Source organism: Streptomyces sp. TAA486, from assembly GCF_000426165.1.
Map to the genome: position 1 here is coordinate 1 of NZ_AUEV01000019.1, position 22623 is coordinate 22623.

Below are 22623 nucleotides of genomic sequence, written 5' to 3' on the forward strand. Positions count from 1 at the left end.
CTGGCCGCCGCTTTGGTGGAGACCGGCTCGCGCATGGATGAGGTGATCTTCGAGGAGTTCAAGGGCACCGGCAACATGGAGCTGAAGCTGGACCGCAAGCTCTCGGAGAAGCGGATCTTCCCCGCCGTGGACGTGGACGCCTCCGGCACCCGTAAGGAGGAGATCCTCATGGCGGGCGACGAGCTGCAGATCATCTGGAAGCTCCGCCGGGTCCTGCACGCCCTGGACCAGCAGCAGGCCATCGAACTGCTCCTGGACAAGATGAAGCAGACCAAGTCCAACACCGAGTTCCTGCTCCAGATCCAGAAGACCACCCCCACCCCCGGCAACGGCGGCGACTGACCGGCGGCGCACACGGCGTCGCCGGGCCCCGGCCCGTGGCCGGTGCCCGGCGGAACAGCGGGTCTCAGGACTCCGAGGGCACCAGACGCACGGCGATGCTGTTGATGCAGTAGCGCTGGTCGGTCGGAGTCGGGTAACCCTCACCGTCGAAGACGTGGCCGAGGTGCGAACCGCAGCGTGAGCACCTGACCTCTGTGCGGAGCATGCCCATCGAGTGGTCCTCGATCAGCTCGACGGCATCGGACTGCGCCGGGTCGTAGAAGCTGGGCCAGCCGCAGTGCGACTCGAACTTCGTGTCGGAGCGGAAGAGCTCCGTGCCACAGGCCCGGCAGTTGTAGACGCCGGTGGTCTTGGTGTCGGTGTATTCGCCGGTGAAGGCGGGCTCCGTACCGGCTTCGCGCAGCACCCGGTACTCGTCGGAGCTGAGCTCGGCCCGCCACTGCTCTTCCGGCTTCTCGATCTCGTACGTCACGGCCGCTCGGCCTCCTTCGTCGGTCCCGGGGCGTCCCCGTGATGGTCAGTGCGGCAGCCGGGCGAGGATCTCGGGACCCAGCTCCGTCACATCACCTGCTCCCATGGTGAGAACAAGATCACCGGGCTCCGCCATTCCCGCGACCAGTTCCGCGCCGGCCGTGCCGGCCGCCGCGTGGCGCACATCGGCGCCGGCGGCGCGTGCCGCGTCGATGATCAGCTCGCTCGTGACGCCCGGAATCGGGTCCTCACGGGCGGGATAGATGTCGAGGACGACGGAGGCGTCGGCCAGGGCCAGCGACTCCCCCATCTCCGTGGCCAGCTCCTGCGTGCGGCTGAAGAGGTGCGGCTGGAAGAGCACGATGATGCGCCCGTCGCCCGCGCCGCCCCGGATGGCGTCCAGGTCGGCTGTCATCTCCGTCGGGTGGTGCGCGTAGGAATCGATGACCTGCACGCTGTTCGCCTCGCCCTTGAGCTGGAGCCGGCGGCGGACGCCGGTGTACGTGCCCAGGGCCTTCGCGAGCTCGCCCGCCGGTACGCCCAGCTCGGAGCCGGCGACGAGGGCGGCGACGGCGTTGAGCGCGTAGTGCCTGCCGGGCACGAAGACCGCGAAGGTCAGCTCGTCCCCGTCGAGCCGGACGGTGGCCTCGCTGGTCAGGCCGTGCGGGGTGATGTCGAGGACGCGCACGTCCGCGTCGGCGGCCTCGCCGTAGGTGCGGACCCGTACATCTCCGCGCTCACGCACGCGGCGCGTCAGCTCGCGGGCGCCCTTGTGGTCGGCGGAGACGACCAGCACGCCGCCGGGACGGATCCGGTCGGCGAAGGTCACGAAGGACTCGTAGATCTCCTCCATGGAGGAGTAGTTGGCGTGGTGGTCGAGCTCCACGTTGAGCACGATGGCCACCTCGGGCGCGTACTTGTGGAAGCTGCGGTCCGACTCGTCGGCCTCGGCGACGAAGATCTCGCCGCGCCCGTTGTGGGCGTTGGAGCCGGGCTCGTTCAGGTCGCCGCCGATGGCGTACGACGGGTCGAGACCGAGGGCGCCCAGGGCGACCGCGAGCATCGAGGTGGTGGTGGTCTTGCCGTGGGTGCCCGCGACGGCCAGCGGCCTGCAGGCGTCCATCAGCGCGGCGAGCGCGTCCGAGCGGTGCACGACGGGGACACCTCGTGACGCGGCCGCGGCCAGCTCGGGGTTGTCGGGCCGGATGGCGCTGGAGACGACGACGCAGCTGGCGTCCTGAGCGAGATGTGTGGCGTCGTGGCCGATGTGCACGGTCGCGCCCAGCCCGCGCAGCGCCGCCGCCGTCACCGACTCCCTGGCGTCGCTGCCCTGCACCCGCGCTCCGCGCTGAGTGAGGATCTTCGCGATGCCTGACATCCCCGCGCCGCCGATGCCGATGAAGTGCGGGCGTGCGAGGTCCGCCGGGACGGTCGGGGTGGACAGGTCGGCTGCCATGCGGGCGCCTCCATGACTCGTACTCTCACGAACGGGCGCGCTGCGCAGCTCCGGGGAATCCCGGGGCATGCACGACGCGCCCGCTCAGCCTATGCGCTACGCGGCGGCGGCCCCGCCTCAGGCTCCGCGGCACCGCGTCCGGCCCTCCGCGAGGCCACTCGGCAGGGGTCGGCACGGTCCGCCAGGAGATCCGGCAGGGTCCGCCAGGAGATCCTGCAGAGATCCGGCAGGTCGCCGCGCCGACTAGGGGGTGTGGGCGAAGAGCTTCAGCACCGGAACGCCCACCTTGTGCCGGGCCCTGGTCGCCCAGTCGCGGTGGAAGAACTCCTCGACCAGGTGCGGGGCCGTCAGCACGATGACCTCGTCCGCCTTGTGCCGCTCCACCGTCGCGGTCAGCACATCGAGCGGATGGTTCTCGATGACCTCACCCTCGGCTTGGGCACCCGCCTGGCGCAGCAGCGCGAGTGAGTGCTCGAGGGCCCGGACGGCCGGAGGGTGCGTGTCGCGGTCCTCCGGTTCGCTGCCCTCGCGGACGGCCTGGTCGAACTCTCCGAGTGCGACATCGTCCAGGGCCCGCAGCAGGCGGTCCTGGTCACCTCGCGGCTGTATCAGTACGACGAAGGAGACAGCCTCGTCACCGTGCAGCGTCGTGACGAGTTCCACATCGTCGGACACCAGCGGCTTCTCGATCATCAGCACGGTCGTGAACACTGCGGCGCCCTTCCTCCACGTGGAGCCCGGGGCTCCGAGACGATCATCCAGCCAACGGCTGCCCGCCCAGACGCAACTCACGCACCCCGGCCCCCGGCAAATGCATCCGGATCGCTCTACTCCGCCGCCGGCCCGGTCCGCTGGTACCGCGTGAACAGGAACCCGTCCTCCTCCAGTACCCCGGCGAGCCGGAAGTCCACCGGCACCCGCATCCCGGGCCCGTCCACGATCCGCGGAGCCTCACCGGAGGTGACGCGCGGGGCGACCGTCAGGCACAGCTCGTCCAGCGCGCCGCCGGAGACCAGCTGCCCCAGCAGCCGCGGGCCCCCTTCGGTCAGCAGCCGCCGCAGGCCCCGCTCCGCCAGGGCACCGGTCAGCCGGGCGGGATCGACGGCGGCCCCCTCACCCGCGAAGACGACCTCGGCGCCCGCGTCCCGCGCGGCCTCGACCCGGTCCGACGGTGCCGCCGCCCCCGTCACCAGCACGGTGGGCACCAGGGGACGTATGAAGAGCGGGTCGGAGAAGTCCAGGTCGAGGCCCTCGCTGACGACGGCGATCGCCGGTGCCGGGCCCTGCCCCGCGGCGGCACGCCGCCGGGCGAAGACCTCGCGCTCGCGCGCCGGACCGTAGCCCTCCTGACGCACGGTCTGCGCTCCCACCACGACCGCGTCCGCGAGGCCGCGCAGCACGCCGAAGATCCGCATGTCGGCCTCGGACGAGAGGGGTTGCGAGTGCCCCTCGTGATGGGCGGCGCCGTCCAGCGACGAGACCATGTTGGCGCGCAGCCACACCCCGCGGCCGGAGGCGGCCGGCCCCGGATAGGCGTATGCGTCGGCCAGGTCGTCGATGCTCCACCGGCCCCCCTCGGGGGCGGCTTCGGGACGCTCGTCGGCCAGGAGTGGGAACAGACGTCGCATGGGACGGCAGTGTGGCACGACCGTCGCCGCCTGCCGATCGGCGCCATCCACCCTTACGGGCCTGCGAAACCGCATTCCGTGCGGGCCCGGCCGCCCCTTTAGCATGGGGGGCGTGTCCAGCTCCCTCGACTCGCACGGTTCCGCCCGCCGTTCCGGCCCGGCCCGCCCCGACGGTGTCTCCGGCGAGGGGAGCGCACCGCTCTCCCTGACCGCTCGGGAGCCCCATGTGCCGGCCGAGCGTCTCGTCGCCGAGATGGTGCCGCCCCCGCGATTCGACTCCGTCCGCTTCTCGACGTACGTACCGGACCCGGACCGGCCCAGCCAGTCGGAGGCTGTACGGGTACTGGCCTCCTTCTCCCCCACGCTTCGCCGGGAGGGACCCCCGGAGGGCATCGGCGAGGCCCCGCGGTCGGGGAGCCCGGGCGGCGGTCTGAAGCGGTGGTTCCGGCGGGGCGGGGGTGCCGCCCACCCCGACGCTCCCCGTGGCGTCTACCTCGACGGCGGCTACGGCGTCGGCAAGACGCACCTGCTCGCCTCGCTCTGGCACGCCACCGAAGCGCCCCCGGAGCGCAAGGCGTTCGGCACGTTCGTCGAGCTGACCAACCTCGTCGGGGCCCTCGGTTTCCAGCAGACCGTGCGGACCTTCGGGGGTCACCGGCTGCTGTGCATCGACGAGTTCGAACTGGACGACCCGGGAGACACCGTCCTCGTCTCCAGCCTCCTCAGCCGCCTCGTCGAGCAGGGTGTGGCGCTGGCCGCCTCCTCCAACACGCTGCCCGGGAAGCTCGGGGAAGGACGCTTCGCCGCCGTGGACTTCCTCCGCGAGATCCAGGGCCTCTCCGCCCACTTCCGCACGCTGCGCATCGACGGCGAGGACTACCGGCACCGGGGTCTTCCCGCCGCTCCCGCGCCGCTCGCCGAGGACGAGGTCATCCGCATCGCGAACCTCACCCCCGGCGCCTCGCTCGACGGCTTCCCTGCCCTCCTGACGCACCTGGCCGACGTCCACCCGAGCCGCTATGGAGCCCTCGTCGACGGCCTCGGCGCCGTGTGCCTGACCGGGGTCGGACCGGTGCCCGACCAGTCCACGGCGCTGCGGCTCGTGGTGCTCGCGGACCGCCTGTACGACCGCGACCTGCCCGTGGTGGCCTCGGGCGCGCCCTTCGACGGGCTCTTCGGGCCGGACATGCTCGAAGGCGGCTACCGGAAGAAGTACTTCCGCGCGATCTCCCGCCTCACCTCGCTCGCGCGGGACGGCGCCCGGCTCGCCTCCGGCTGAGGGCACTCCCCCGCCCGCCGCACCGGCGAGTCGGCCGGTCCCGGACCGCACGCGCGTAGACGACAGCTGTCGTGGCTAGTGCTCGTACGCCCGTCCGCGTGGTAGACACACCAGGTATCTGCCCGCCGACTGGGAGTTTCCGTATGACGACACGACGTCAAGTGCTGGCAAGATCGGGCGCGTTGGGAGCAGGCATCGCCTTCTCGGGCGCTCTCTCGGAGTTGTTCACGGGCACCGCCGCCGCCCAGGGCACCGGAGGCCGTTCCGGCTACGGGCCGCTCGTGCCCGACCCGAAGGGCATGCTCGATCTGCCCAAGGGCTTCAAGTACAAGATCCTTTCCCGCACGGGCGACGATCTGCCGTCCGGTGAAGGCAAGGTTCCGAGCAACTTCGACGGAATGGCCGCCTTCGGCTCGCGGCGCGGCGGCCACACGTGGCTCGTGCGCAACCACGAGAACCGCCAGGACGCCAAGCAGGCCGTCCCCACGGTCGACGGCCTCACCTACGACCCCGACGCCAAGGGCGGCTGCACGTCCCTCGAACTCGACGGCAAGAACAAGGTCCTCGACGAGCGGGTGGCCATCGCCGGCACCTCGACGAACTGCGCGGGCGGCCCCAGCCCTTGGGACACCTGGCTGACCTGCGAGGAGACCGAGTTCAAGGCCGGCGAGGAGGGCTACTCCAAGGACCACGGCTTCATCTTCGAGGTCGGCTTCTCCCGCGAGCGGCCCACCTCCGTCGAACCGCTGACCGCGATGGGCCGCTTCCAGCACGAGGCCATCGCGTTCGACCCGCGCAACGGCGTGGTGTACGAGACCGAGGACGCCTTCGAGTTTCCGTTCGGTCTCTTCTACCGCTTCCTGCCCGAGAAGCCGCTCGGCGGCCACGGATCACTGCACGCGGGCGGAAAGCTCCAGGCCATGCGGGTGCCGGACGTGCCGGACCTGTCGATCGTGCAGGAGCCGGGCAAGACCTTCGACGGCGTCGAGTGGGTCGATGTGCCCGACCCGCTGGCCAAGGAGACCCCGACCCGCCTCCAGGACTACGGCAAGGGGGGCATCACACACGCGCAGAAGCTCGAAGGCTGCTACTGGGGCGGCAAGTCCGTCTACTTCGTCTCCAGCTTCGCCAAGAAGGACGAGGGTTCCAAGGCCGACCACTTCGGTCAGGTCTGGCGCTACGACCCCAAGCGCAAGCAGCTCACGCTCGTCGTGGTCTTCGGCCCCGACACCGACGTCCAGCTTCCCGGCGAGGAGCCGGACAACATCTGCCTCGCGCCGAGCGGAGGCCTGATGGTCAGCGAGGACGGCGAGGGCGCCCAGCACGTCTTCGGCCTGACCAAGCACGGTTCGGTCTACCCGATGGCCAAGAACCGGCAGAACACCGGCTCGGAGGACGAACCCGCATGGGGCGAGTTCGCGGGTGTGGCCTTCTCGCCGGACAGCCGCACGATGTACGTCAACTGCTACGAGCCCGGCACGACGTTCGCCGTGACGGGTCCCTGGAAGCACTGACCGGTCATCTCACCGGCCTCGCAGGAAGGACCCGGTGTCCCCACGGGGACGCCGGGCCCTTCCTGGCTTCACCGGTGGCCGGTCACAGCAGGGCCGGTCACAGCAGGGCAGGTCACCGCAGGGCAGGTCACAGCAGCCGGTCCAGGGTGATCGGCAGCGACCGGATGCGCGTTCCCGTCGCATGGTGGACGGCGTTCGCGACGGCCGCGGCGATGCCGACCAGCCCGATCTCCCCGACTCCCTTGGTGCCGAGGGGAGTCGCGGGGTCGGGCGCTCCCACGAAGACGACGTCGATCTCAGGCACGTCCGCGTTCACGGGGACGAGGTAGTCCCCGAACGTGGCGTTGGCGATGCGTCCGGTGTCGTCGTCCGTGATGGTCTCCTCGAACAGTGCCTGCCCGATGCCGCCGACGGTCCCGCCGATGATCTGGCTGCGGGCCGTCTTCTCGTTGAGGATCCGGCCGCCGTCGATCGCCGAGACCACACGCGGGACCCGGATGATGCCGAGTTCGGCGTCGACACGCACCTCGACGAACTTGGCGCCGAACGCCCCCGCCGGAGCCATGCCCAGCACGGAGGGATCCGCCGGAGTGCTGGCACCGTCCGCCGACAGCTCCTGATGGCCGTGCCGCTCGAGGATGTCGGCGTAGGACTCCCCCTCTCCGGGCCGGTCCCGCCGGTGGATGCGGCCGCCCCTCACGGTGACGTCCTCGAGCGTGCACCCGCGCAGCGGTGAATCGGCGTCGTCCCGCACCAGGTCGAGGACCCGCTGCAGCACTCCGCGGCACGCGTCCTGCACGGCGGGCGCCAGGGCACCGGTGAGTCCCGACCCGCCGGCCTGCGGGGCCTGCGGCATGTCGGAGTCCCCGAGGTCGAAGCGGACCCGGCCCACCGGGATGCCCAGGGCGTCGGCGGACACCTGCGTCATCACCGTGTACGTGCCGGTCCCGATGTCCGTCGCGGCACTGCGCACCAGCGCGCTGCCGTCACGGTTCACGGTCGCCCGCGCCTTGCAGGGCTGCGCGTACCAGGGGTAGCTGACGCCGGCCATGCCGTATCCGACGAGCCAGTCCCCGTCCCGCATGGAACGCGGCTCGGGCGTGCGCCGTGACCAGCCGAACAGCTCGGCCCCGGCCTCGTAGCACTCCCTGAGCGCCTTGCTCGACCAGCGCATCCCGTTCCCCGGATGGGTCTCGGCGTAGTTGCGCAGCCGGAGTTCGACGGGGTCCATCTCCAGGGCGTGGGCGAGTTCGTCCAGCGCCGATTCGAGGGCGAAGTTCCCCTGCGCCTCGGCGGGTGCGCGCATCGAGGTGGGGTCGGGGATGTTCAGACGTGCCTGGCTGTCCCGGGTGATCACGTTGGGGCAGGCGTAGGAGAGGGCCGACAGCGCGGCGACCGGCTCGAAGTCCTCGTCCTCCATGGCCACGGTGGAGGTGGATCGGTGGTCGAGGGCGAGCAGTTCGCCGTCCCGACCGCTGCCGATCGACAGGTGCTGGACGCCGCGGGGACGGTGCCCGACCGAGGTGAACATCTGAGGCCGGGTCAGGACCAGCTTCACGGGCCGCCCGAGCATCCGCGCCGCGAGAACCGCCAGCACGACGTGCGGCCACGCCCGCAGTCCGGCCCCGAACGCGCCTCCGACGTACGGTGCCAGCACTCTCACGGCGCTCTCGGGCAGGTCGAAGGTCCTCGCGAGGGTGGAGCGCACCATCGTCGGCCACTGTGTGGCGTCGTGAACGGTCAGGCCGTTCCGCTCCCACACGGCCACCGTCGCGAAGCAGCCCAGCGGGTTGTTGGTGTTGTCCGCCGTCGTGTAGGTGCCCGACAGCTTCACCTCCGCCGCCTCGAGCGCGGCCCCGGCGGTGCCGCGGTCGGTGTCGAGTCCCCACGGGTTCTCCAGCCGTTCGGCACGCGGATCATCGAGCCTGAGAACGGCGTCGGTCACCTCGTAGACGACGCGCACCATCCGTGCGGCGGCGGTGGCCTGTTCCAGGGTTTCGGCGACCACGACGGCGACGTGCTGCCCGTGGTGGAGGATCCGGTCATCCTGGAGGGGCGCCGGGGGCGTCGCGCCGAGCGCGGTCATCGGACCGCCGGGCAGCCGGGGCGCGTTGCGGTGGGTGATGACGGCCAGGACACCTTGCGACGCCTCCGCCGCGCCCGTGTCGAGCGTCCGGATGCGTCCCGCGGCGACGGTGCTCTGCACGAGGACGGCGTGCACCATCCCCGGTACCTGGACGTCGCTCGGGTAGGCCGCGGAACCCTCCACCTTGCGGGCACCGTCGACGCGGTCGATTCCCGGCCCGATGACGGGTTCGGCTTCCGCGGCGGTCACGAGGTCACTCCTGAGACGGTCCGCAGGGTCCGTACGAGGGTGCGCTGCGCGAGTTCGACCTTGAAGGCCGTGCCGGAGACCGTCCAGGCTCCCTGTACAGCGGCGGCCGCGGCCTCGCGGAACGTCTCCTCGCCCGCCCGCGAACCGGTGAGCACCTGCTCGGCCTCCAGCGACCGCCACGGCTTCGAACCGACACCGCCGAGTCCGACACGGGCCTGGTTGATCACGCCGTCCTGCACGACGAGCGCGACCCCGGCAGACGCGAGGGCGAACTCGTAGGAGGCGCGGTCGCGGACCTTGAGGTAGCCGGAGGCCGCCGTGGGCGGCAGGAACGGGATGGTGATCCCGGTGATCAACTCACCGTGCACGAGCACGTTCTCGACGTCGGGGCTGCTGCCGGCCTCCCGGTAGAACTGCGTGAGAGGCACGCTGCGGCTGCCGGACGTCCCCTTCAGATGCACCACGGCGTCGAGCGCGACCAGGGCGACGGCGAGATCGGACGCGTGCACGGCGATGCACCGCTCGCTGACGCCCAGGATCGCGTGCATCCTCGCCGTGTTGTTCACGGCCGCGCACCCGGTGCCGGGCTCGCGCTTGTTGCAGTCGGGCACGCTCGGGTCCCGGAAGTAGCGGCACCGCGCCCGCTGCAGCAGGTTGCCGCCGATCGTCGCCATGTTGCGCAGCTGGGTCGAGGCTCCGAGGAGCAGCGCCTGGCGGACGATGCGCAGCTCCTCGGTCACCGTTGGGTCGGCCGCCAGCTCTTCCATCGTGGTGAGGGCGCCGATGTGCAGGCCGTCGCCGTCACGGGTCACGCCGCGGAGAGGGAGCCGGGTGATGTCGACCAGCCGCTCGGGGCCGAGCACCCCGTCCTTCATCAGATCGAGCTGGGTCGTACCGCCGGCCAGGTAGGACGCCGAGGGGTCCCCGGCCAGGAGGTTCACGGCCTCGTCGACGTCAGCCGCGCGCGCGTACTCAAAGGGAAGCATCAGCACCCCCGGTCGATGCCACGTCGCGGACGGCGGCGACGATGTTGACGTACGCGCCGCAGCGGCAGAGGTTGCCGCTCATGAACTCCTGGATGTCCTCGTCGGAACCGGCTCGTCCCTCCTCCAGCAGGGCCGCCGCCGACATGATCTGACCGGGCGTGCAGTAGCCGCACTGGAAGGCGTCGTGGCGCACGAAGGACTCCTTGAGCGGGTGCGGTCCCCCGTCGGGCGCGGTCAGGCCCTCGATGGTGGTGACCTCCCGCTCGTCGCACTGGGCCGCGAGCGTCAGGCACGACAGAACGCGGCGGCCCTCCACGTGCACGGTGCACGCCCCGCACGTTCCCTGGTCGCAGCCCTTCTTCGTCCCGGTCAGACCCAGCCTGTCGCGGAGCGCGTCGAGCAGGGTCACCCGCACGTCGAGGTGCAGTTTGTGCCGTCGGCCGTTGACGTGCAGCTCCACCGGGGCATCGGGCACGGAACGTGCCGCGCGTCGCTGACTCAGCGCTTTGGCCATCGCTTTCTCCTCAGATATGCGGGAACGCGGGAGACCGGCACTCGTCGGCGAGCATGGCGAAGGGCTGGTCGTTCCCTCGCGCACGGTCGGTCCGAGTGGCTACTCGCTCACGGAGAACCGGATGTGATCAAACCGGCATTCAGCATAATTCGGTTGATCACACAGAGAGGTGTACGCCCACCCGGCGCGGCTCCGGCTCCGCTCCCCCGATACGCCTGCGAACCGGACGGCCTGCGCCCTCGGCCATGACAGGCAGCGGGCCGGGCGGCCGACTCCGTCCCCTCCTGCACGAGTTGACGGTTTCCGCCGGCTGGCAGACTCACCGGGTGAACGACGCACAGGAGTACGCGCTGCCACTGGTCGTCCGGGTGGAGCGGGACGCGCCGCCGGAGCGTACCGACGCGCTGGAGACGGCGGCGCGAGCGGTACTCACCCTCCTCTCCGACGAACGGTCGGCGAAGGACGGCGAGTGGGGCGAGCGTGTGCGGCTGTGGGAGGACAGCGCGATCCGCAAGGTGGTGCGACGGGCGCGCGGCGCGGAGTGGCGGCGCGCGGAGGCGCTGCCCGGCGTGACCGTGACGGGGCGGACGGCCGCGGTGAGGGTCTATCCGCCCGTGCCCGTCGATGACTGGCCGAAGGATCTGGCACGGCTGCAGGTCTCCGGCACCGAACTCACCGATCCCGAGCCGCCCGCGGACCCGCCTCACGGAGTACCGGTGATGTGGCTGGCTCCTCGTCTGGAGATGTCGGCGGGCAAGGCCATGGCACAGGGCGGACACGGCGCGCAGTTGGCCTGGTGGGAGCTGTCCGCCGTGGCACGCGGGGGGTGGCGCGAGGCGGACTTCGCCCTCGCCGTGCGTACGGCCGACGGGCCGGGGCAGTGGGCCGGTCTGGTCCGCAGCGGGCTCCCGGTCGTTCGCGATGCGGGCTTCACCGAGGTCGCGGCGGGTTCCGTGACGGTGGTGGCGGACCATCCCGCTCTGCGAACCTGACCGGGCCACGGCCCCGGTCCGCAGCGGTCGCACACGGGCACGAACCTCAAGTCCTCCTCTGAATCCGGGCCGGGGTGGATTCGTCCGCCCGTTCCGTGGCAGGAGCGAGGAAGACGGAGGGGGAGGGCACATGGGGACGGGGCTGACACGGACGGCGGGCACCTCGGTGCGGCTGGGCACCGGCATCGGCTGGCGGCCTGAGATCGCGGACGGGATCGCGGCGCTGCCGGGCATCGACTGGGTCGAGGTGGTGGCGGAGAACATCTGCCCGGACCATCTGCCGGACGCCTTGGAGCGGCTGCGGGAGCGCGGCACGACCGTCGTCCCCCACGGCGTCTCCCTCGGGCTCGGCGGCGCCGAACCGCCCGACCCGGCACGGCTGTCGGCGCTCGCCGAGTGCGCCCAGGCGCTCGGAACCCCGCTCGTCACCGAACACATCGCATTCGTAAGGGCAGGCGGCCCGCCGACCGGGCTCCCGCGGATGGAGGCGGGCCATCTGCTGGTGGTGCCGCGCACCCGGGACGCCCTGGACGTGCTGTGCGAGAACGTGCGGATCGCGCAGGACGCGCTGCCCGTGCCGCTCGCGCTGGAAAACATCGCGGCGCTCGTCGAGTGGCCCGGGGAGGAGCTGACGGAGGGGGCATTCCTCGCCGGACTCGTGGAGCGAACCGGCGTGCGCCTGCTGATCGACGTCGCCAATCTGCACACCAACCACGTCAACCGCGGCGAGGAACCTGCGGTGGCGCTGGACGAACTCCCCCTGGACGCCTTGGCCTACGTGCATGTGGCGGGCGGCTTCGAGCGGGACGGGGTCTGGCACGACAGCCACGGGCATCCCGTGCCGCAGCCCGTGCTGGACGTTCTCGCGCAGCTGTGCGCGCGCACGGAGCCACCGGGCGTGCTGCTGGAGCGGGACGAGAACTTTCCGCCCGTGAGCGAACTCGCGGGCGAACTCGACAGCATCCGCAGGGTGGTCGAACAGGGCGTGCGCACAAGGGAGTTGAGCACCCGTGGCGGCCGATGACACCACCGGAACGGCCGACGCACGGGAACGGCTCGCGCAGGCCCAGGCCGGGCTGCTGGCCGCGCTCGTCGCGGGCGCGCCGGCGCCCGAGGGCTTCGACCGCGAGCGACTGGCCGTGCAGAGCCGCGCGCTCGTCGGAAAGCGAGCCGGCGTCGTCGCGAAGGTGGCGCCGGAACTGCCGGAGATCCTGGGCGGGACGGCCTTCCGCGCCGCCTTCACCTCGTACGCGCGGGCCAGACCCATGGCCGGGGGCTACCGGCGCGACGCGCTGGACTTCGCGGCGCACGTACTGGATGAGGGCCTCGCCGGCGACCGCCGCGCGCGCAGGAGGCTGCGCTCGTGGTGGCTGGAGCGTTCCGGCCCGGAGCCCCTTCCCGGGGGGCGGCTGGCCCGCACGTTGCGCCTGATGCGCGCCCGCTGACGAAGGCCGCGCCCGGCCGGATCCGCGCCCGGTTGCGGTCACCGGTGATCGCCGGGTGACGTGACGGCCGTTGATCGTCCCCGGACTCCCCTGCGTACGGGCGGATTTCGTACGGCCGCGCTTGCCGTCGCCGCTTCGGGCGCATCGCCGCCGACACCTGCCGCCGGTTCTTTACTTCGCCAACTCCCGCACCCAGCATGCCCGTTGTCACACACCGTTCATGGGCGCTCACACACAGCACACAACGAACGCATGTCGCCGGCGCCCCGCCACAGCACAACAGGAACGAGGCACCACCGTGCGCTCAGCCACGATCCACGCCACGCTCGGTGCCCTGGCCCTCACGGCCGCCGCCGTCCTCCCGGGCGACATCACGCCCGGCGGCCTGCCCCTGCCGCTCCGCGAGGCGCGCGAGGCAGTCGGTGCGGCGAAGGCGGCCGAAGCGGCGGAAGCCGACGGCATCGGCTGGAGCAAGTGCCCCGCGGCCGAGGAGCTTCCGGCGTCCACCGAGTGCGGCAGAGTCACCGTCCCCGTGGACTACGCCGAACCGGACGGGGAGAAGTTCCGGCTGGCCGTCAGCCGCAAGCGCGCGACCGGCCCGGCGGCCCTCAGGCGCGGCCCCTTGATGCACAACCCCGGCGGACCGGGCGCCGACGGCATGGACTTCCCGCTCTACGCCACGCTCGCGGGCGGCGTGTGGAAGCAGCTCAACCGCTCCTATGACCTGGTCGGTTACGCGCCGCGCGGCGTCGGACGCTCCGGACCGCTGCTGTGCGCGGATCCGGACGAGGTGGACAGCGGCCCGTCGCGCTCGCCCCGTGTGCCGTCCGAGGCGTTCAAGAGGGAGATGCAGCGGCAGGCCGCCGCGTTCGCCAGGGAATGCGCACACGAACACGGCGCGCGGCTGGCCCACTTCACGACCGCCGACAACGCCCGCGACCTTGATGTCCTGCGTGCAGCCCTGCACCGCGAGAGGACCGACTTCATCGGCACCTCGTACGGCAGCTACCTCGGCGCCGTGTACGCCACGCTCTTCCCGGACCGCGTGGGCCGCCTCGTGCTCGACAGCGTCGTCGATCCGCGCCCGGAGAGGATCTGGTACCGCAACGGCCTCGAACAGAACAGGGCGTTCCAGCGCCGCTGGGGAGACTTCACGTCCTGGGTCGCCGAGCACGATTCCGCCTACGGACTCGGCCGCACGGCGCGCACCGTCCAGCGGAATTTCGACCGGGCGCGCGACGCCCTCGACCACGGGAGCGTGGGCGGCTGGACCGGCGGCCGCGTCGGCTCACGGCAGCTGCTGCGCGGCTACCTCGACGCCGGCTACAGCGACGAGAGCTGGCCCCGGCTGGCCGGCGCCCTCGCGGACTTCCGCGAGGGCGACCCGAGTGCACTGGCCGAACTGGCCGCTCCCGGCCCACGCGCCGCGGCGCAGCGGATGAACAGTGACTCCGTCTACCGCGCCGTTCAGTGCTCCGAGGGGCACTGGCCGCGCGGCTGGTCGCGCTGGGACCGCGACAACACCGCGCTCGCGCGGGAGGCGCCGTTCCAGACCTGGGAGAACCTGCGGGCGAACCTGCCGTGTGCCTACTGGCAGGGCAGGCCCGCCCGGCCCGTCGATGTGGGCGCCGCGCCCGGTCAGTTGCCGCCGGTGCTGCTGCTCGCGTCGACCCGCGACGCCGCGACCCCTTACGAGGGCGCCGTGGAGACCTGGAAGCGGCTGCCCGGCTCCTCCCTCGTCACCGAGCGGGGCGCGGGCACGCACGGCATCGCCGGCGGCAGCAGATGCGCCGACCGGCATCTCGCCGCCTACCTGTTGGAAGGCAGGACGCCGGGCCGCGCGGCCGCGTGCCCGGCACGTCCCGCGCCGCGCCCCTGAACCCTGTCGGTGACCACCCAGATTCCGGCGGAGTCCGCTAGCAGGGCGCAGCGGCATCGTGCGGCGGTTGGTCCGCCGCCCGGCGGGGCCTCAACCGGTCGCGGACGAAGGTGATCAGCGAGGGGCCTCCGCGGAAGCACCACAGGGCGATAACGGGATCGCAGATGGCGCAGCCCAGGGAGGAGTCGTGCTGGAAGGACAGGATCGGGTTGCCCTTGAGGTGGTGGACCAGGTCCCACGCCGTGTGTATCAGCCAGCCGACGCCGATGAAGGTCCAGGATTCCAGGCCCCGGTAGGCGACGTAGGTCATGATGGCGACGACCGGGAGCTCCCAGGCGCCGAAGCCGCCCCCGCTCAGATAGGCCGCGCCGGCTCCCCCCACCATGATCGCGTTGAAGCGGCGTCGGTGCGGTTCCCTGATGAGGGACATCAGCAGGCAGTAGACGACGCCGACCAGGATCGGCCACACGTAATTCATGACGGGACGACCTCTTCCCACTCGGGCCGCACCGTCCCGACAGGGGCGGCGCCGGCACTGCTGCGCCGCTGCCCACCTCGCAGGGCGTGCGGCACCTCGCAGGGCCCGATGACATCGAGCCGGTCGGAGCCGTCGAGCAGAGCAACCTGGATGTGCATGAAGGTCCTTCGGATGTCGATCTCTGTCGGACGTTCCGAAGTCAATGCGCTGCCGCCACGTTCGCCCAGTGGCACGAGTGACACCTTTCAACGGGATAACGCCACCGCGTCGGTGAGAGCTGAGACCTGGAGTGGCATGGCTCTGCCCGGACGCTCGACCGGAGGCGTAAACCGTCGAAGAGGTACGTTCCTGCCATGCACACTGTCGCCGTCATCGCGCTGGATCAGGTGATCCCGTTCGACCTGTCCACCCCGGTCGAGGTCTTCACACGGACCCGCCTGCCCGATGGGCGACCTGGCTACCAGATCCGTGTGTGCGCCGAGGACGAGGAGATCGACGCCGGCACCTTCACTCTGCGTGCCCCCTGGGGTCTGGAGGGCCTCCAGGACGCGGACACGATCATCGTGCCGGGTGTCGCTGATCCCGCGGCCCTGCTCTCTCCCCCGGTACGCGAGGCGTTGCGGTCGGCCGCCGCCGACGGCACGCGGATCGCGTCGATCTGCACGGGCACCTTCCCGCTTGCCGCCACCGGCCTCCTCGACGGGCTGCGGGCAACCACCCATTGGCTTGCGGCCGGGCTGCTGGCCGCCACCCATCCGGACATCGACGTCGACCCCGACGTCCTCTACGTCGACAACGGTCAGTTCCTCACATCGGCCGGCGCAGCCGCAGGAATGGACCTGTGCCTGCACATGATCCGCCGTGACTACGGCTCGGCCGTCGCCGCCGATGCCGCCCGGCTGTCAGTGATGCCTCTCGAACGAGAGGGCGGACAGGCGCAGTTCATCGTGCACGACCACGCTCCCACCCCGCAGGGGTCCGACCTCGAAGCTCTGCTCACATGGCTGCGGACCAACCTGGGCCGCGACCTCACCCTCGCTGACATCGCGGCGCAGTCCGGGACAAGTACCCGGACCCTGATCCGCCGCTTCCGCGAACAGACGGGCACCACCCCGCTCCAGTGGCTCCATCGAGCCCGCATCCGCCAGGCCCAGCACCTGCTCGAGACCACGGAGCATTCCGTCGAACGCATCGGGACCCAGGTCGGATTCGGCTCAGCCACCACTTTCCGTGACCGCTTCAAACGCACGACCGGCGTCAGCCCGCAGACCTACCGGCGCACGTTCAGCTGAGTCGTGGTCACCGAACCGGATACAGCTTCGCCGTGGGAAAAACGGCAAAGGGAGGCTGCCTTGTGACACCGGACCAGAGCCACGCGCGCCTGCACGACCTGCTGGACCCACCAGCCCTGGACCGGCCTTAGACCAGCCCGGCCACCAGCTCCGCCACGGGCTTGCGCCGCCCCGTGTAGAACGGCACCTCTTCCCGTACGTGCATCCGCGCCTCCGAGCCCCGCAGATGACGCATCAGGTCGACGATGCGGTGCAGTTCGTCGGCCTCGAAGGCGAGGATCCACTCGTAGTCACCGAGGGAGAAGGCGGGCACCGTGTTGGCCCGTACGTCCGGGAACCCGCGGGCCATCTTTCCGTGGTCGGCGAGCATGCGTCGGCGGTCCTCGTCCGGCAGCAGATACCAGTCATAGGAACGCACGAAGGGGTACACGCTCACGTACGCCCGCGGCTCCTCACCCGCCACGAAGGCGGGCAGGTGCGACTTGTTGAACTCGGCCGGGCGGTGCAGCGCCATGTTCGACCAGACGGGCTCCACGGCCCGTCCCAGCCGGGTGCGGCGAAAGCGGTTGTAGGCGTCCTGCAGGGCGTCGGAGGATTCAGCGTGCCACCAGATCATCAGGTCGGCGTCGGCGCGCAGCCCCGAGACATCGTAAGTGCCCCGCACCACCACGTCCTTCGCGGCGAGCTGCCCGAACAGCTCCTCCACCTCGTCCGCGTATCCCGCGCGGTCCTCGGGCAGGACGTCCCGCAGCCGGAAGACCGACCACAGGGCGTATCGGACGACCTCGTTGAGGTCCTTGGCCTTCTTGCCCGCGTTGGGCGTCTTCTCGGGGCTCGTAGGCTCCGGTGCAGCTGTCATGCACCTATTCTCGCGCGCTGCCGGCCGTCGCCGGCGCCAGGGTCTCCCGGGCCGCACGCTCACCGCTCGCGATGCACGCGGGGATGCCCACCCCTTCGTACGCGGCTCCGCACAGCGCCAGGCCCGGCACCTGCTCCACGGCCTCACGGATACGGGCGACGCGCGCCGTGTGGCCGACCGGGTACTGCGGCAGGCCCCCGTTCCAGCGGGTGACCACGCGGTCCACCGGGGAGGCGGACAACCCCGTCGCGGCAGCCAGATCGCGCAGGGACAGCTCCACGAGCTCGGAGTCCTCGCGTTCGAGGACCGCCTCCTCGCCGTACCGCCCGACGGAGGTCCGCAGCACGAACAGGTCCGGGTCCTGCGCGGCGACCCAGCCCCACTTGTTGCTGGAGAAGGTGGACGCCTTGATGGTGCGGCCCTCGGCCGGAGGCACGAGGAAGCCGCTGCCGCCCGGCACGTGATCGAGGTCCGCGCGACGGAAGGCCATGGTGACCAGCGCCATCGACGCGTACTCCACTGCGCGCAGCTCCCCCGCTGCGGCCGGCACCTGGTCCGCGAGGAGCCGCGCGGCCTGCGGGGCGGGCACGGCCACGACGAGTGCGTCGGCCGCCAGCGTCTCGCCGCCGTCGATGACCACCGTCCAGCGTGCGGGGGCCGCGGGCCGGTGCGGTGACGGCTCGTCAGCGGCGGCGTGCGCCCGCACGGTCCGTACGGGAGTGCCCGTGCGGATCACCGCACCCGCGGCACGGCAGGCGTCCGCCACCGCTCCCGGCAGGCGCCCGATCCCTCCCTCGACGCCCATGAAGACGGGCGAAGCGGCGGCCGGGGCGGGCGCCCGCTCCTGCAGGCCGCGCACACCGGCGAGCAGCGACGTCCCGGCGCGTGCGGCCTCGTAGAGCTGGGGCACGGCGGCGCGCAGGGAGATGCGGTACGCGTCGCCCGCGTACACGCCGCCCAGCAGCGGCTCGACGAGGCGGTCCACGACCTCGGGCCCGAGCCGCTTCGCCACGTACTCGCCGATGGCGACGTCCTCGCCGATCTCGGTGGGCGGGAGCGAGGCGTCCTCGCCGATACGGGTGATTCCCTCCTCCGAGAGCAGACCCCGCAGAGCCTCGGGATCGCCGGGCACACCCATCACATGCCCCTTGGGCATCGGGCACATCTCGCCGCGCGACCAGATCGCGGCGCTCGCGGACGTCGGCGGCCCGAGCGCGTCCGCCAGGCCCGCCTCCCGCGCGAGGTCCACGCCTTCGGGGCGGCGCGCCAGCATCGATTCCGCGCCCAGATCGACGGCGGCCGAGCCGGCGATGTCGCCCGGAAGCAGCTTCCCGCCCACACGCGCTGACGCCTCCAGCACGGTCACCGAGGCGCCGCTCGAGGAGAGCCGCAGGGCCGCCGCAAGACCCGAGATGCCCCCGCCGATCACGATCACATGCATGTGTCCATCGTCCCAGGACGGGTACCGCCCGGCGTATCCAGGGCGACGGCGGGAATCCCGGGCACGAGGGAGCCCCGCCCACGACGGAAGGACTCGGGACATGGCCGCTGCCCGCCGCATGGTCGTCGTCGGAGGTGACGCGGCAGGGATGACGGCCGCGTCGCAGGCCCGCAGGCTCCAGGGGCCGGACGAGCTGGAGATCATCGCCTTCGAACGGGGCGACTTCTCCTCCTACTCCGCGTGCGGCATCCCGTACTGGGTCGCCGGCGACGTCGGGGAACGGGACGATCTGATCGCCCGTACGCCGGAGCAGCACCGGGAACGCGACATCGACGTTCGGATGCGCACCGAGGTCACCGCAATCGACCCGGACCGCGGGCGGGTGCGTGCCCGTGAACTCCCACGGGACGCGCCTCCGGGGCCGGAGTACTGGACGGAGTTCGACGACCTCGTCCTCGCGACCGGCGCCCGGCCCGTGCTCCCGCCACTGCCGGGCATCGACGCCGAGGGCGTGCACGGCGTGCAGTCCCTGGAGGACGGGCAGGCCCTTCTGGAACGTCTGGGCACGCTGCAACGCCCGGACCGGAAAGGGGCAGGGAACGGCGGGGACCGCCTGAAGGCGGTCGTGATCGGCGCCGGCTACATCGGCGTGGAGATGGCCGAGGCCCTCGTCAGGCGGGACTTCGAGGTGACGGTCCTGGACGGTGCCCCGCAGCCGATGACGACCCTCGACCCCGACATGGGCGAGCTGGTGCGCGACGCGATGTGCGGCATGGGCATGGAGGTGGTGACGGGAGCACCGGCCACCGCCGTCGAGACGGACGACTCCGGCCGGGCATGCGCCGTCACCACCAAGGAGGCCGCCCACCCGGCCGACGTCGTGGTGCTGGGACTCGGCGTCGCACCGGAGACCTCGCTCGCTCGCGAGACCGGGCTGCCCCTCGGGGAATCGGGCGGCCTGCTGACGGACCTGGCGATGCGCGTGCGCGGAAGCGAGAACATCTGGTCCGGCGGCGACTGCGTCGAGGTCCTCGACCTGATCTCCGGGCGGACGCGGCACATCGCCCTCGGCACGCACGCCAACAAGCACGGGCAGGTCATCGGCACCAACATCGGCGGCGGGTACGCGACTTTCCCAGGGGTTGTCGGCACCGCCGTCAGCAAGGTCTGCGACCTGGAGATCGCCCGTACGGGACTGCTGGAGAAGCAGGCCCGCGAAGTGGGGCTGCAGTTCGTCACGGTCACGGCGGAGGCGACGAGCCGCGCCGGCTACTTCCCCGGCAGCCGTCCAATGCGGGTGAAGATGCTCGCGGAGCGCGGCACAGGACGGCTGCTGGGCGCGCAGATCGTGGGACGTGAGGGCGCGGGCAAGCGCGTCGACGTCGCGGCGGTCGCGCTGACCGCAGGAATGACCGTCGAGCAGATGACGTATCTCGACCTGGGGTACGCGCCGCCGTTCTCCCCCGTGTGGGACCCGGTGCTGGTGGCGGCGCGGAAGGCGACGGCGGCCGTCTCACGATGACGGGACGAGACGGCCCGGGCTGAGCTGGAGCGGCGTGGACGGCCCCTCAGCCCGCCGTCTTCTCGTGCACGTACTCCACGAGCCGCGTCAGCGCGTCCGGGTCCGTATCGGGCAGCACTCCGTGCCCCAGGTTGAAGATGTGGCCCTCGAGCCCGTGCGCCGCGTCCAGCACGCGTTGTGCCTGAACCTCCACGGCCTCGCGCGGCGCGAACAGGACCGCCGGGTCCAGGTTGCCCTGCACCGCCTTGCCCGGACCGATCCGTCGGGCCGCCTCGTCCAGGGGCACCCGCCAGTCCGCACCGACGACGTCCGCTCCCGCCTCGGCCATGGCCCCGAGCAGTTCGCCCGTGCCGACGCCGAAGTGAATTCGGGGTAGGCCGTAGTGCGCCACGGCCTGGAAGACCTTCGCCGAGGCGGGCAGAACCGAGTGACGGTAGTCCGTCTCGGAGAGGGCGCCGGCCCAGGAGTCGAAGAGCTGCACGGCCGAGGCGCCGGCCTCTATCTGCACCTTCAGGAACGTGGCGGTGATGACGGCAAGGCGGTCCAGCAGCGCGGCCCACAGCTCGGGGTCGCCGTACATCAGCGCCTTGGTGCGCTCGTGGTTGCGTGAGGGGCCGCCCTCGACGAGGTAGCTGGCCAGCGTGAACGGTGCGCCGGCGAACCCGATGAGAGGGGTGTCGCCGAGTTCGCGGCCGAGCAGTCGCACCGCTTCCGTCACATAGGCGACGTCTTCCGGCTCGAGGGGCCGCAGCCGGTCCAGGTCCGCGCGTGTACGCACCGGCTGCTCCACGACCGGCCCGACTCCCGGCTTGATATCGAGGTCCACGCCGATGGCCTTGAGCGGCACGACGATGTCGCTGAAGTAGATGGCGGCATCGACGCCGTGGCGTCGTACGGGCTGCAGCGTGATCTCCGTGACCAGGTCCGGACGCATGCAGGAGTCGAGCATGCCGATGCCCTCACGCACCTTGCGGTACTCCGGCAGCGAGCGCCCCGCCTGCCGCATGAACCACACCGGGGTGTGCGGCACGGGCTCCCTGCGGCACGCCCTGAGGAATGCGGAGTCGTGCGGGTCGGTCGGCTTGCCCGGCTGGGGTTCTTCGGCACTCACGCACGGCAGTCTCCCACGCCCAGGAGGGGCTCCTCACCGGCGAGGTGGCGCAGTGGGTTGCGGGCTCTCGCCCGTCCCGCTCCGGCGGGCGGAGCACTCTCCCACGAGCGCCGTCGCTTGTCGGCCATTCTCGACGGACGACCGGCCGTCGCCCGCTCCCTGACTGCCTTGCCAGCCCGCGGGAATCTTCAACACCCACCGTTCTTCGGCCACTTGCGAGTGTCCCTACCGGTCTGTGCCCCCGGCTCGCCCTACTCTTGCGCCCCATGGCAGCGGCGCGACCAACGACGACGGAGGGCTCCGGCGACTCGGGCGGCGGGGGCGACGGCGCCCCCGTGCCCTTCCAGCAGGCGATGGCGGCCCTGAACTCCGCACACACCAGGCCCGAGGTGCAGCTCTCCGCGCTGCCCGCGCCCAAGCGCCTGGCCCCTTTCTCCTGTGCGCTGTCCGCCGCGGTCATGGACCCCGAGGACGAGTCGGCCGAGCTGGCCGACGGCCGCTTCGTGCTGCTCCACGATCCGTCGGGCCAGGAGTCCTGGCAGGGCACCTTCCGCGTGGTCACCCTGGCCCGCACCGAGCTGGAACCGGAGATGGCAGGCGATCCGCTGCTGCCCGAGGTCACGTGGTCCTGGTTGACGGGCGCACTGGAGGCTCAGTCGGCCGCGTACTCGGACTCGAGCGGGACGGTGACGCGGTCCGGTTCCTCCTACTTCGGCGGCCTGGACGAGCGCCCACCGCAGACGGAACTGGAGATCCGGGCCAGCTGGACGCCCCGCACCGACGAGGCGGCGGCAGTCGACGCCCTGCCCGACATGGCCGTCCACCTCATCGCGTGGTCGGAGCTTCTGTGCCAGTGCGCGGGGCTGCCGCCCGACCCCGGCGACGGAAGCTCCGTCGTCTCCCTGCCGAAGCGGCGGGGCCCTCAGCCCCTCTGAAGGGGCACCGGCCGCCCCTGCACCCGCCGCCGGTTCCGCCTCGCGCTCCGCGGCGCGCGAGGCCGCGCGGGGCGAGGTCGAGCGGCTGTCCGATTCAGGAAATATCGGTCATCAATTGGTGATCATTCCCTAAAGCAGGGCCCC

General features: G+C 71.7%; 19 protein-coding genes and 2 pseudogenes. 9 read left to right on the plus strand and 12 right to left on the minus strand.

Annotation, left to right across the window (positions count from 1 at the left end):
- Positions 1–342: pseudogene (locus I004_RS35795) on the plus strand (transcription termination factor Rho); the annotation flags it as partial.
- A gap of 64 nt (positions 343–406) precedes the next feature.
- On the opposite strand, the gene msrB reads toward I004_RS35795, so the two are convergent.
- From msrB to I004_RS0124255, 4 genes are all read right to left on the minus strand, one after another.
- The gene (gene msrB, locus I004_RS0124240; protein WP_028437616.1) at positions 407–814 is read right to left on the minus strand and encodes a peptide-methionine (R)-S-oxide reductase MsrB; all 408 of its coding nucleotides are present in this window, start codon (positions 812–814) and stop codon (positions 407–409) included.
- A 45-nt stretch (positions 815–859) separates the two neighbouring features.
- Positions 860–2269: a UDP-N-acetylmuramate--L-alanine ligase gene (gene murC, locus I004_RS0124245; protein WP_028437617.1), complete on the minus strand. Its 1410-nt coding sequence runs from the start codon at positions 2267–2269 to the stop codon at positions 860–862.
- 243 nt (positions 2270–2512) lie between these two features.
- Entirely contained in the window at positions 2513–2980 is a 468-nt protein-coding gene (locus I004_RS0124250; RefSeq protein ID WP_028437618.1) for a hypothetical protein, read from the minus strand.
- A 116-nt stretch (positions 2981–3096) separates the two neighbouring features.
- On the minus strand, positions 3097–3897 hold the full coding sequence (locus I004_RS0124255; protein WP_028437619.1) for a pyrimidine reductase family protein: 801 nt from the start codon (positions 3895–3897) through the stop codon (positions 3097–3099).
- 112 nt (positions 3898–4009) lie between these two features.
- Here I004_RS0124255 and zapE point away from each other — a divergent pair, with 112 nt between their 5' ends.
- Both zapE and I004_RS0124265 read left to right on the plus strand, forming a co-directional pair.
- Positions 4010–5176, plus strand: coding sequence for a cell division protein ZapE (gene zapE, locus I004_RS0124260; RefSeq protein WP_028437620.1), 1167 nt, complete (start codon positions 4010–4012; stop codon positions 5174–5176).
- A 143-nt stretch (positions 5177–5319) separates the two neighbouring features.
- On the plus strand, positions 5320–6690 hold the full coding sequence (locus tag I004_RS0124265; protein ID WP_037977623.1) for an alkaline phosphatase PhoX: 1371 nt from the start codon (positions 5320–5322) through the stop codon (positions 6688–6690).
- Between the two features lie 127 nt (positions 6691–6817).
- Here I004_RS0124265 and I004_RS0124270 read toward each other — a convergent pair whose 3' ends face one another.
- From I004_RS0124270 to I004_RS0124280, 3 genes are read right to left on the minus strand one after another with little or no spacing between them, the layout of a single operon-like run.
- Positions 6818–9025 (minus strand): xanthine dehydrogenase family protein molybdopterin-binding subunit, encoded by a 2208-nt coding sequence (locus I004_RS0124270; RefSeq protein WP_028437622.1) that lies wholly within the window; start codon positions 9023–9025, stop codon positions 6818–6820.
- Entirely contained in the window at positions 9022–10011 is a 990-nt protein-coding gene (locus tag I004_RS0124275) for an FAD binding domain-containing protein (RefSeq protein WP_028437623.1), read from the minus strand. Before I004_RS0124275 ends, I004_RS0124270 begins: the two co-directional genes overlap by 4 nt.
- Positions 9998–10525 (minus strand): (2Fe-2S)-binding protein, encoded by a 528-nt coding sequence (locus I004_RS0124280; protein WP_051345381.1) that lies wholly within the window; start codon positions 10523–10525, stop codon positions 9998–10000. The genes I004_RS0124275 and I004_RS0124280 overlap by 14 nt, the downstream gene beginning before the upstream one ends.
- Positions 10526–10770: 245 nt before the next feature.
- Between I004_RS0124280 and I004_RS0124285 the strand changes: the two genes are divergently transcribed.
- From I004_RS0124285 to I004_RS0124295, 3 genes and pseudogenes are all read left to right on the plus strand, one after another.
- Positions 10771–11517 (plus strand): peptidyl-tRNA hydrolase, encoded by a 747-nt coding sequence (locus I004_RS0124285; protein ID WP_486580192.1) that lies wholly within the window; start codon positions 10771–10773, stop codon positions 11515–11517.
- 130 nt (positions 11518–11647) lie between these two features.
- Positions 11648–12962, plus strand: a pseudogene (locus tag I004_RS38465) (MbnB/TglH/ChrH family RiPP precursor modification enzyme).
- 298 nt (positions 12963–13260) lie between these two features.
- The gene (locus tag I004_RS0124295; RefSeq protein WP_028437626.1) at positions 13261–14841 is read left to right on the plus strand and encodes an alpha/beta hydrolase; all 1581 of its coding nucleotides are present in this window, start codon (positions 13261–13263) and stop codon (positions 14839–14841) included.
- 37 nt (positions 14842–14878) lie between these two features.
- Here the strand turns inward: I004_RS0124295 and I004_RS0124300 are convergent, their stop codons facing one another.
- Together I004_RS0124300 and I004_RS0124305 are read right to left on the minus strand one after the other, a co-directional pair.
- Positions 14879–15319 (minus strand): DUF6010 family protein, encoded by a 441-nt coding sequence (locus I004_RS0124300; protein WP_028437627.1) that lies wholly within the window; start codon positions 15317–15319, stop codon positions 14879–14881.
- Positions 15316–15477 (minus strand): hypothetical protein, encoded by a 162-nt coding sequence (locus I004_RS0124305; protein WP_158677086.1) that lies wholly within the window; start codon positions 15475–15477, stop codon positions 15316–15318. The genes I004_RS0124300 and I004_RS0124305 overlap by 4 nt, the downstream gene beginning before the upstream one ends.
- A gap of 195 nt (positions 15478–15672) precedes the next feature.
- Here I004_RS0124305 and I004_RS0124310 point away from each other — a divergent pair, with 195 nt between their 5' ends.
- A complete protein-coding gene (locus tag I004_RS0124310) occupies positions 15673–16611 on the plus strand; it encodes a helix-turn-helix domain-containing protein (RefSeq protein WP_028437629.1) in 939 nt (312 codons plus the stop codon).
- Between the two features lie 127 nt (positions 16612–16738).
- Here I004_RS0124310 and hemQ read toward each other — a convergent pair whose 3' ends face one another.
- Both hemQ and hemG read right to left on the minus strand, forming a co-directional pair.
- Positions 16739–17470 (minus strand): hydrogen peroxide-dependent heme synthase, encoded by a 732-nt coding sequence (hemQ, locus tag I004_RS0124315; protein ID WP_028437630.1) that lies wholly within the window; start codon positions 17468–17470, stop codon positions 16739–16741.
- Positions 17471–17474: 4 nt separating this feature from the next.
- On the minus strand, positions 17475–18911 hold the full coding sequence (gene hemG / locus I004_RS0124320) for a protoporphyrinogen oxidase (RefSeq protein ID WP_028437631.1): 1437 nt from the start codon (positions 18909–18911) through the stop codon (positions 17475–17477).
- Positions 18912–19011: 100 nt separating this feature from the next.
- On the opposite strand from hemG, the gene I004_RS0124325 reads away from it, so the two are divergent.
- Positions 19012–20433: an FAD-dependent oxidoreductase gene (locus I004_RS0124325; RefSeq protein ID WP_028437632.1), complete on the plus strand. Its 1422-nt coding sequence runs from the start codon at positions 19012–19014 to the stop codon at positions 20431–20433.
- Between the two features lie 46 nt (positions 20434–20479).
- Here I004_RS0124325 and hemE read toward each other — a convergent pair whose 3' ends face one another.
- Positions 20480–21544, minus strand: a complete 1065-nt coding sequence (gene hemE, locus I004_RS0124330) for a uroporphyrinogen decarboxylase (protein ID WP_028437633.1) — start codon at positions 21542–21544, stop codon at positions 20480–20482.
- 266 nt (positions 21545–21810) lie between these two features.
- Between hemE and I004_RS0124335 the strand changes: the two genes are divergently transcribed.
- Positions 21811–22479: a DUF3000 domain-containing protein gene (locus tag I004_RS0124335; RefSeq protein WP_028437634.1), complete on the plus strand. Its 669-nt coding sequence runs from the start codon at positions 21811–21813 to the stop codon at positions 22477–22479.
- Positions 22480–22623 lie beyond the last annotated feature (144 nt).

Bases quoted from the DNA above. Each gene is read 5' to 3' on its own strand.
- murC (WP_028437617.1), bottom strand. From the start codon at position 2,269: ATGGCAGCCGACCTGTCCACCCCGACCGTCCCGGCGGACCTCGCACGC.
- I004_RS0124255 (WP_028437619.1), bottom strand. From the start codon at position 3,897: ATGCGACGTCTGTTCCCACTCCTGGCCGACGAGCGTCCCGAAGCCGCC.
- I004_RS0124265 (WP_037977623.1), top strand. From the start codon at position 5,320: ATGACGACACGACGTCAAGTGCTGGCAAGATCGGGCGCGTTGGGAGCA.
- I004_RS0124275 (WP_028437623.1), bottom strand. From the start codon at position 10,011: ATGCTTCCCTTTGAGTACGCGCGCGCGGCTGACGTCGACGAGGCCGTG.
- I004_RS0124280 (WP_051345381.1), bottom strand. From the start codon at position 10,525: ATGGCCAAAGCGCTGAGTCAGCGACGCGCGGCACGTTCCGTGCCCGAT.
- I004_RS0124285 (WP_486580192.1), top strand. From the start codon at position 10,771: ATGACAGGCAGCGGGCCGGGCGGCCGACTCCGTCCCCTCCTGCACGAG.
- I004_RS0124300 (WP_028437627.1), bottom strand. From the start codon at position 15,319: ATGAATTACGTGTGGCCGATCCTGGTCGGCGTCGTCTACTGCCTGCTG.
- I004_RS0124305 (WP_158677086.1), bottom strand. From the start codon at position 15,477: ATGCACATCCAGGTTGCTCTGCTCGACGGCTCCGACCGGCTCGATGTC.
- I004_RS0124310 (WP_028437629.1), top strand. From the start codon at position 15,673: ATGCACACTGTCGCCGTCATCGCGCTGGATCAGGTGATCCCGTTCGAC.
- hemQ (WP_028437630.1), bottom strand. From the start codon at position 17,470: ATGACAGCTGCACCGGAGCCTACGAGCCCCGAGAAGACGCCCAACGCG.
- hemG (WP_028437631.1), bottom strand. From the start codon at position 18,911: ATGCATGTGATCGTGATCGGCGGGGGCATCTCGGGTCTTGCGGCGGCC.
- I004_RS0124325 (WP_028437632.1), top strand. From the start codon at position 19,012: ATGGCCGCTGCCCGCCGCATGGTCGTCGTCGGAGGTGACGCGGCAGGG.
- I004_RS0124335 (WP_028437634.1), top strand. From the start codon at position 21,811: ATGGCAGCGGCGCGACCAACGACGACGGAGGGCTCCGGCGACTCGGGC.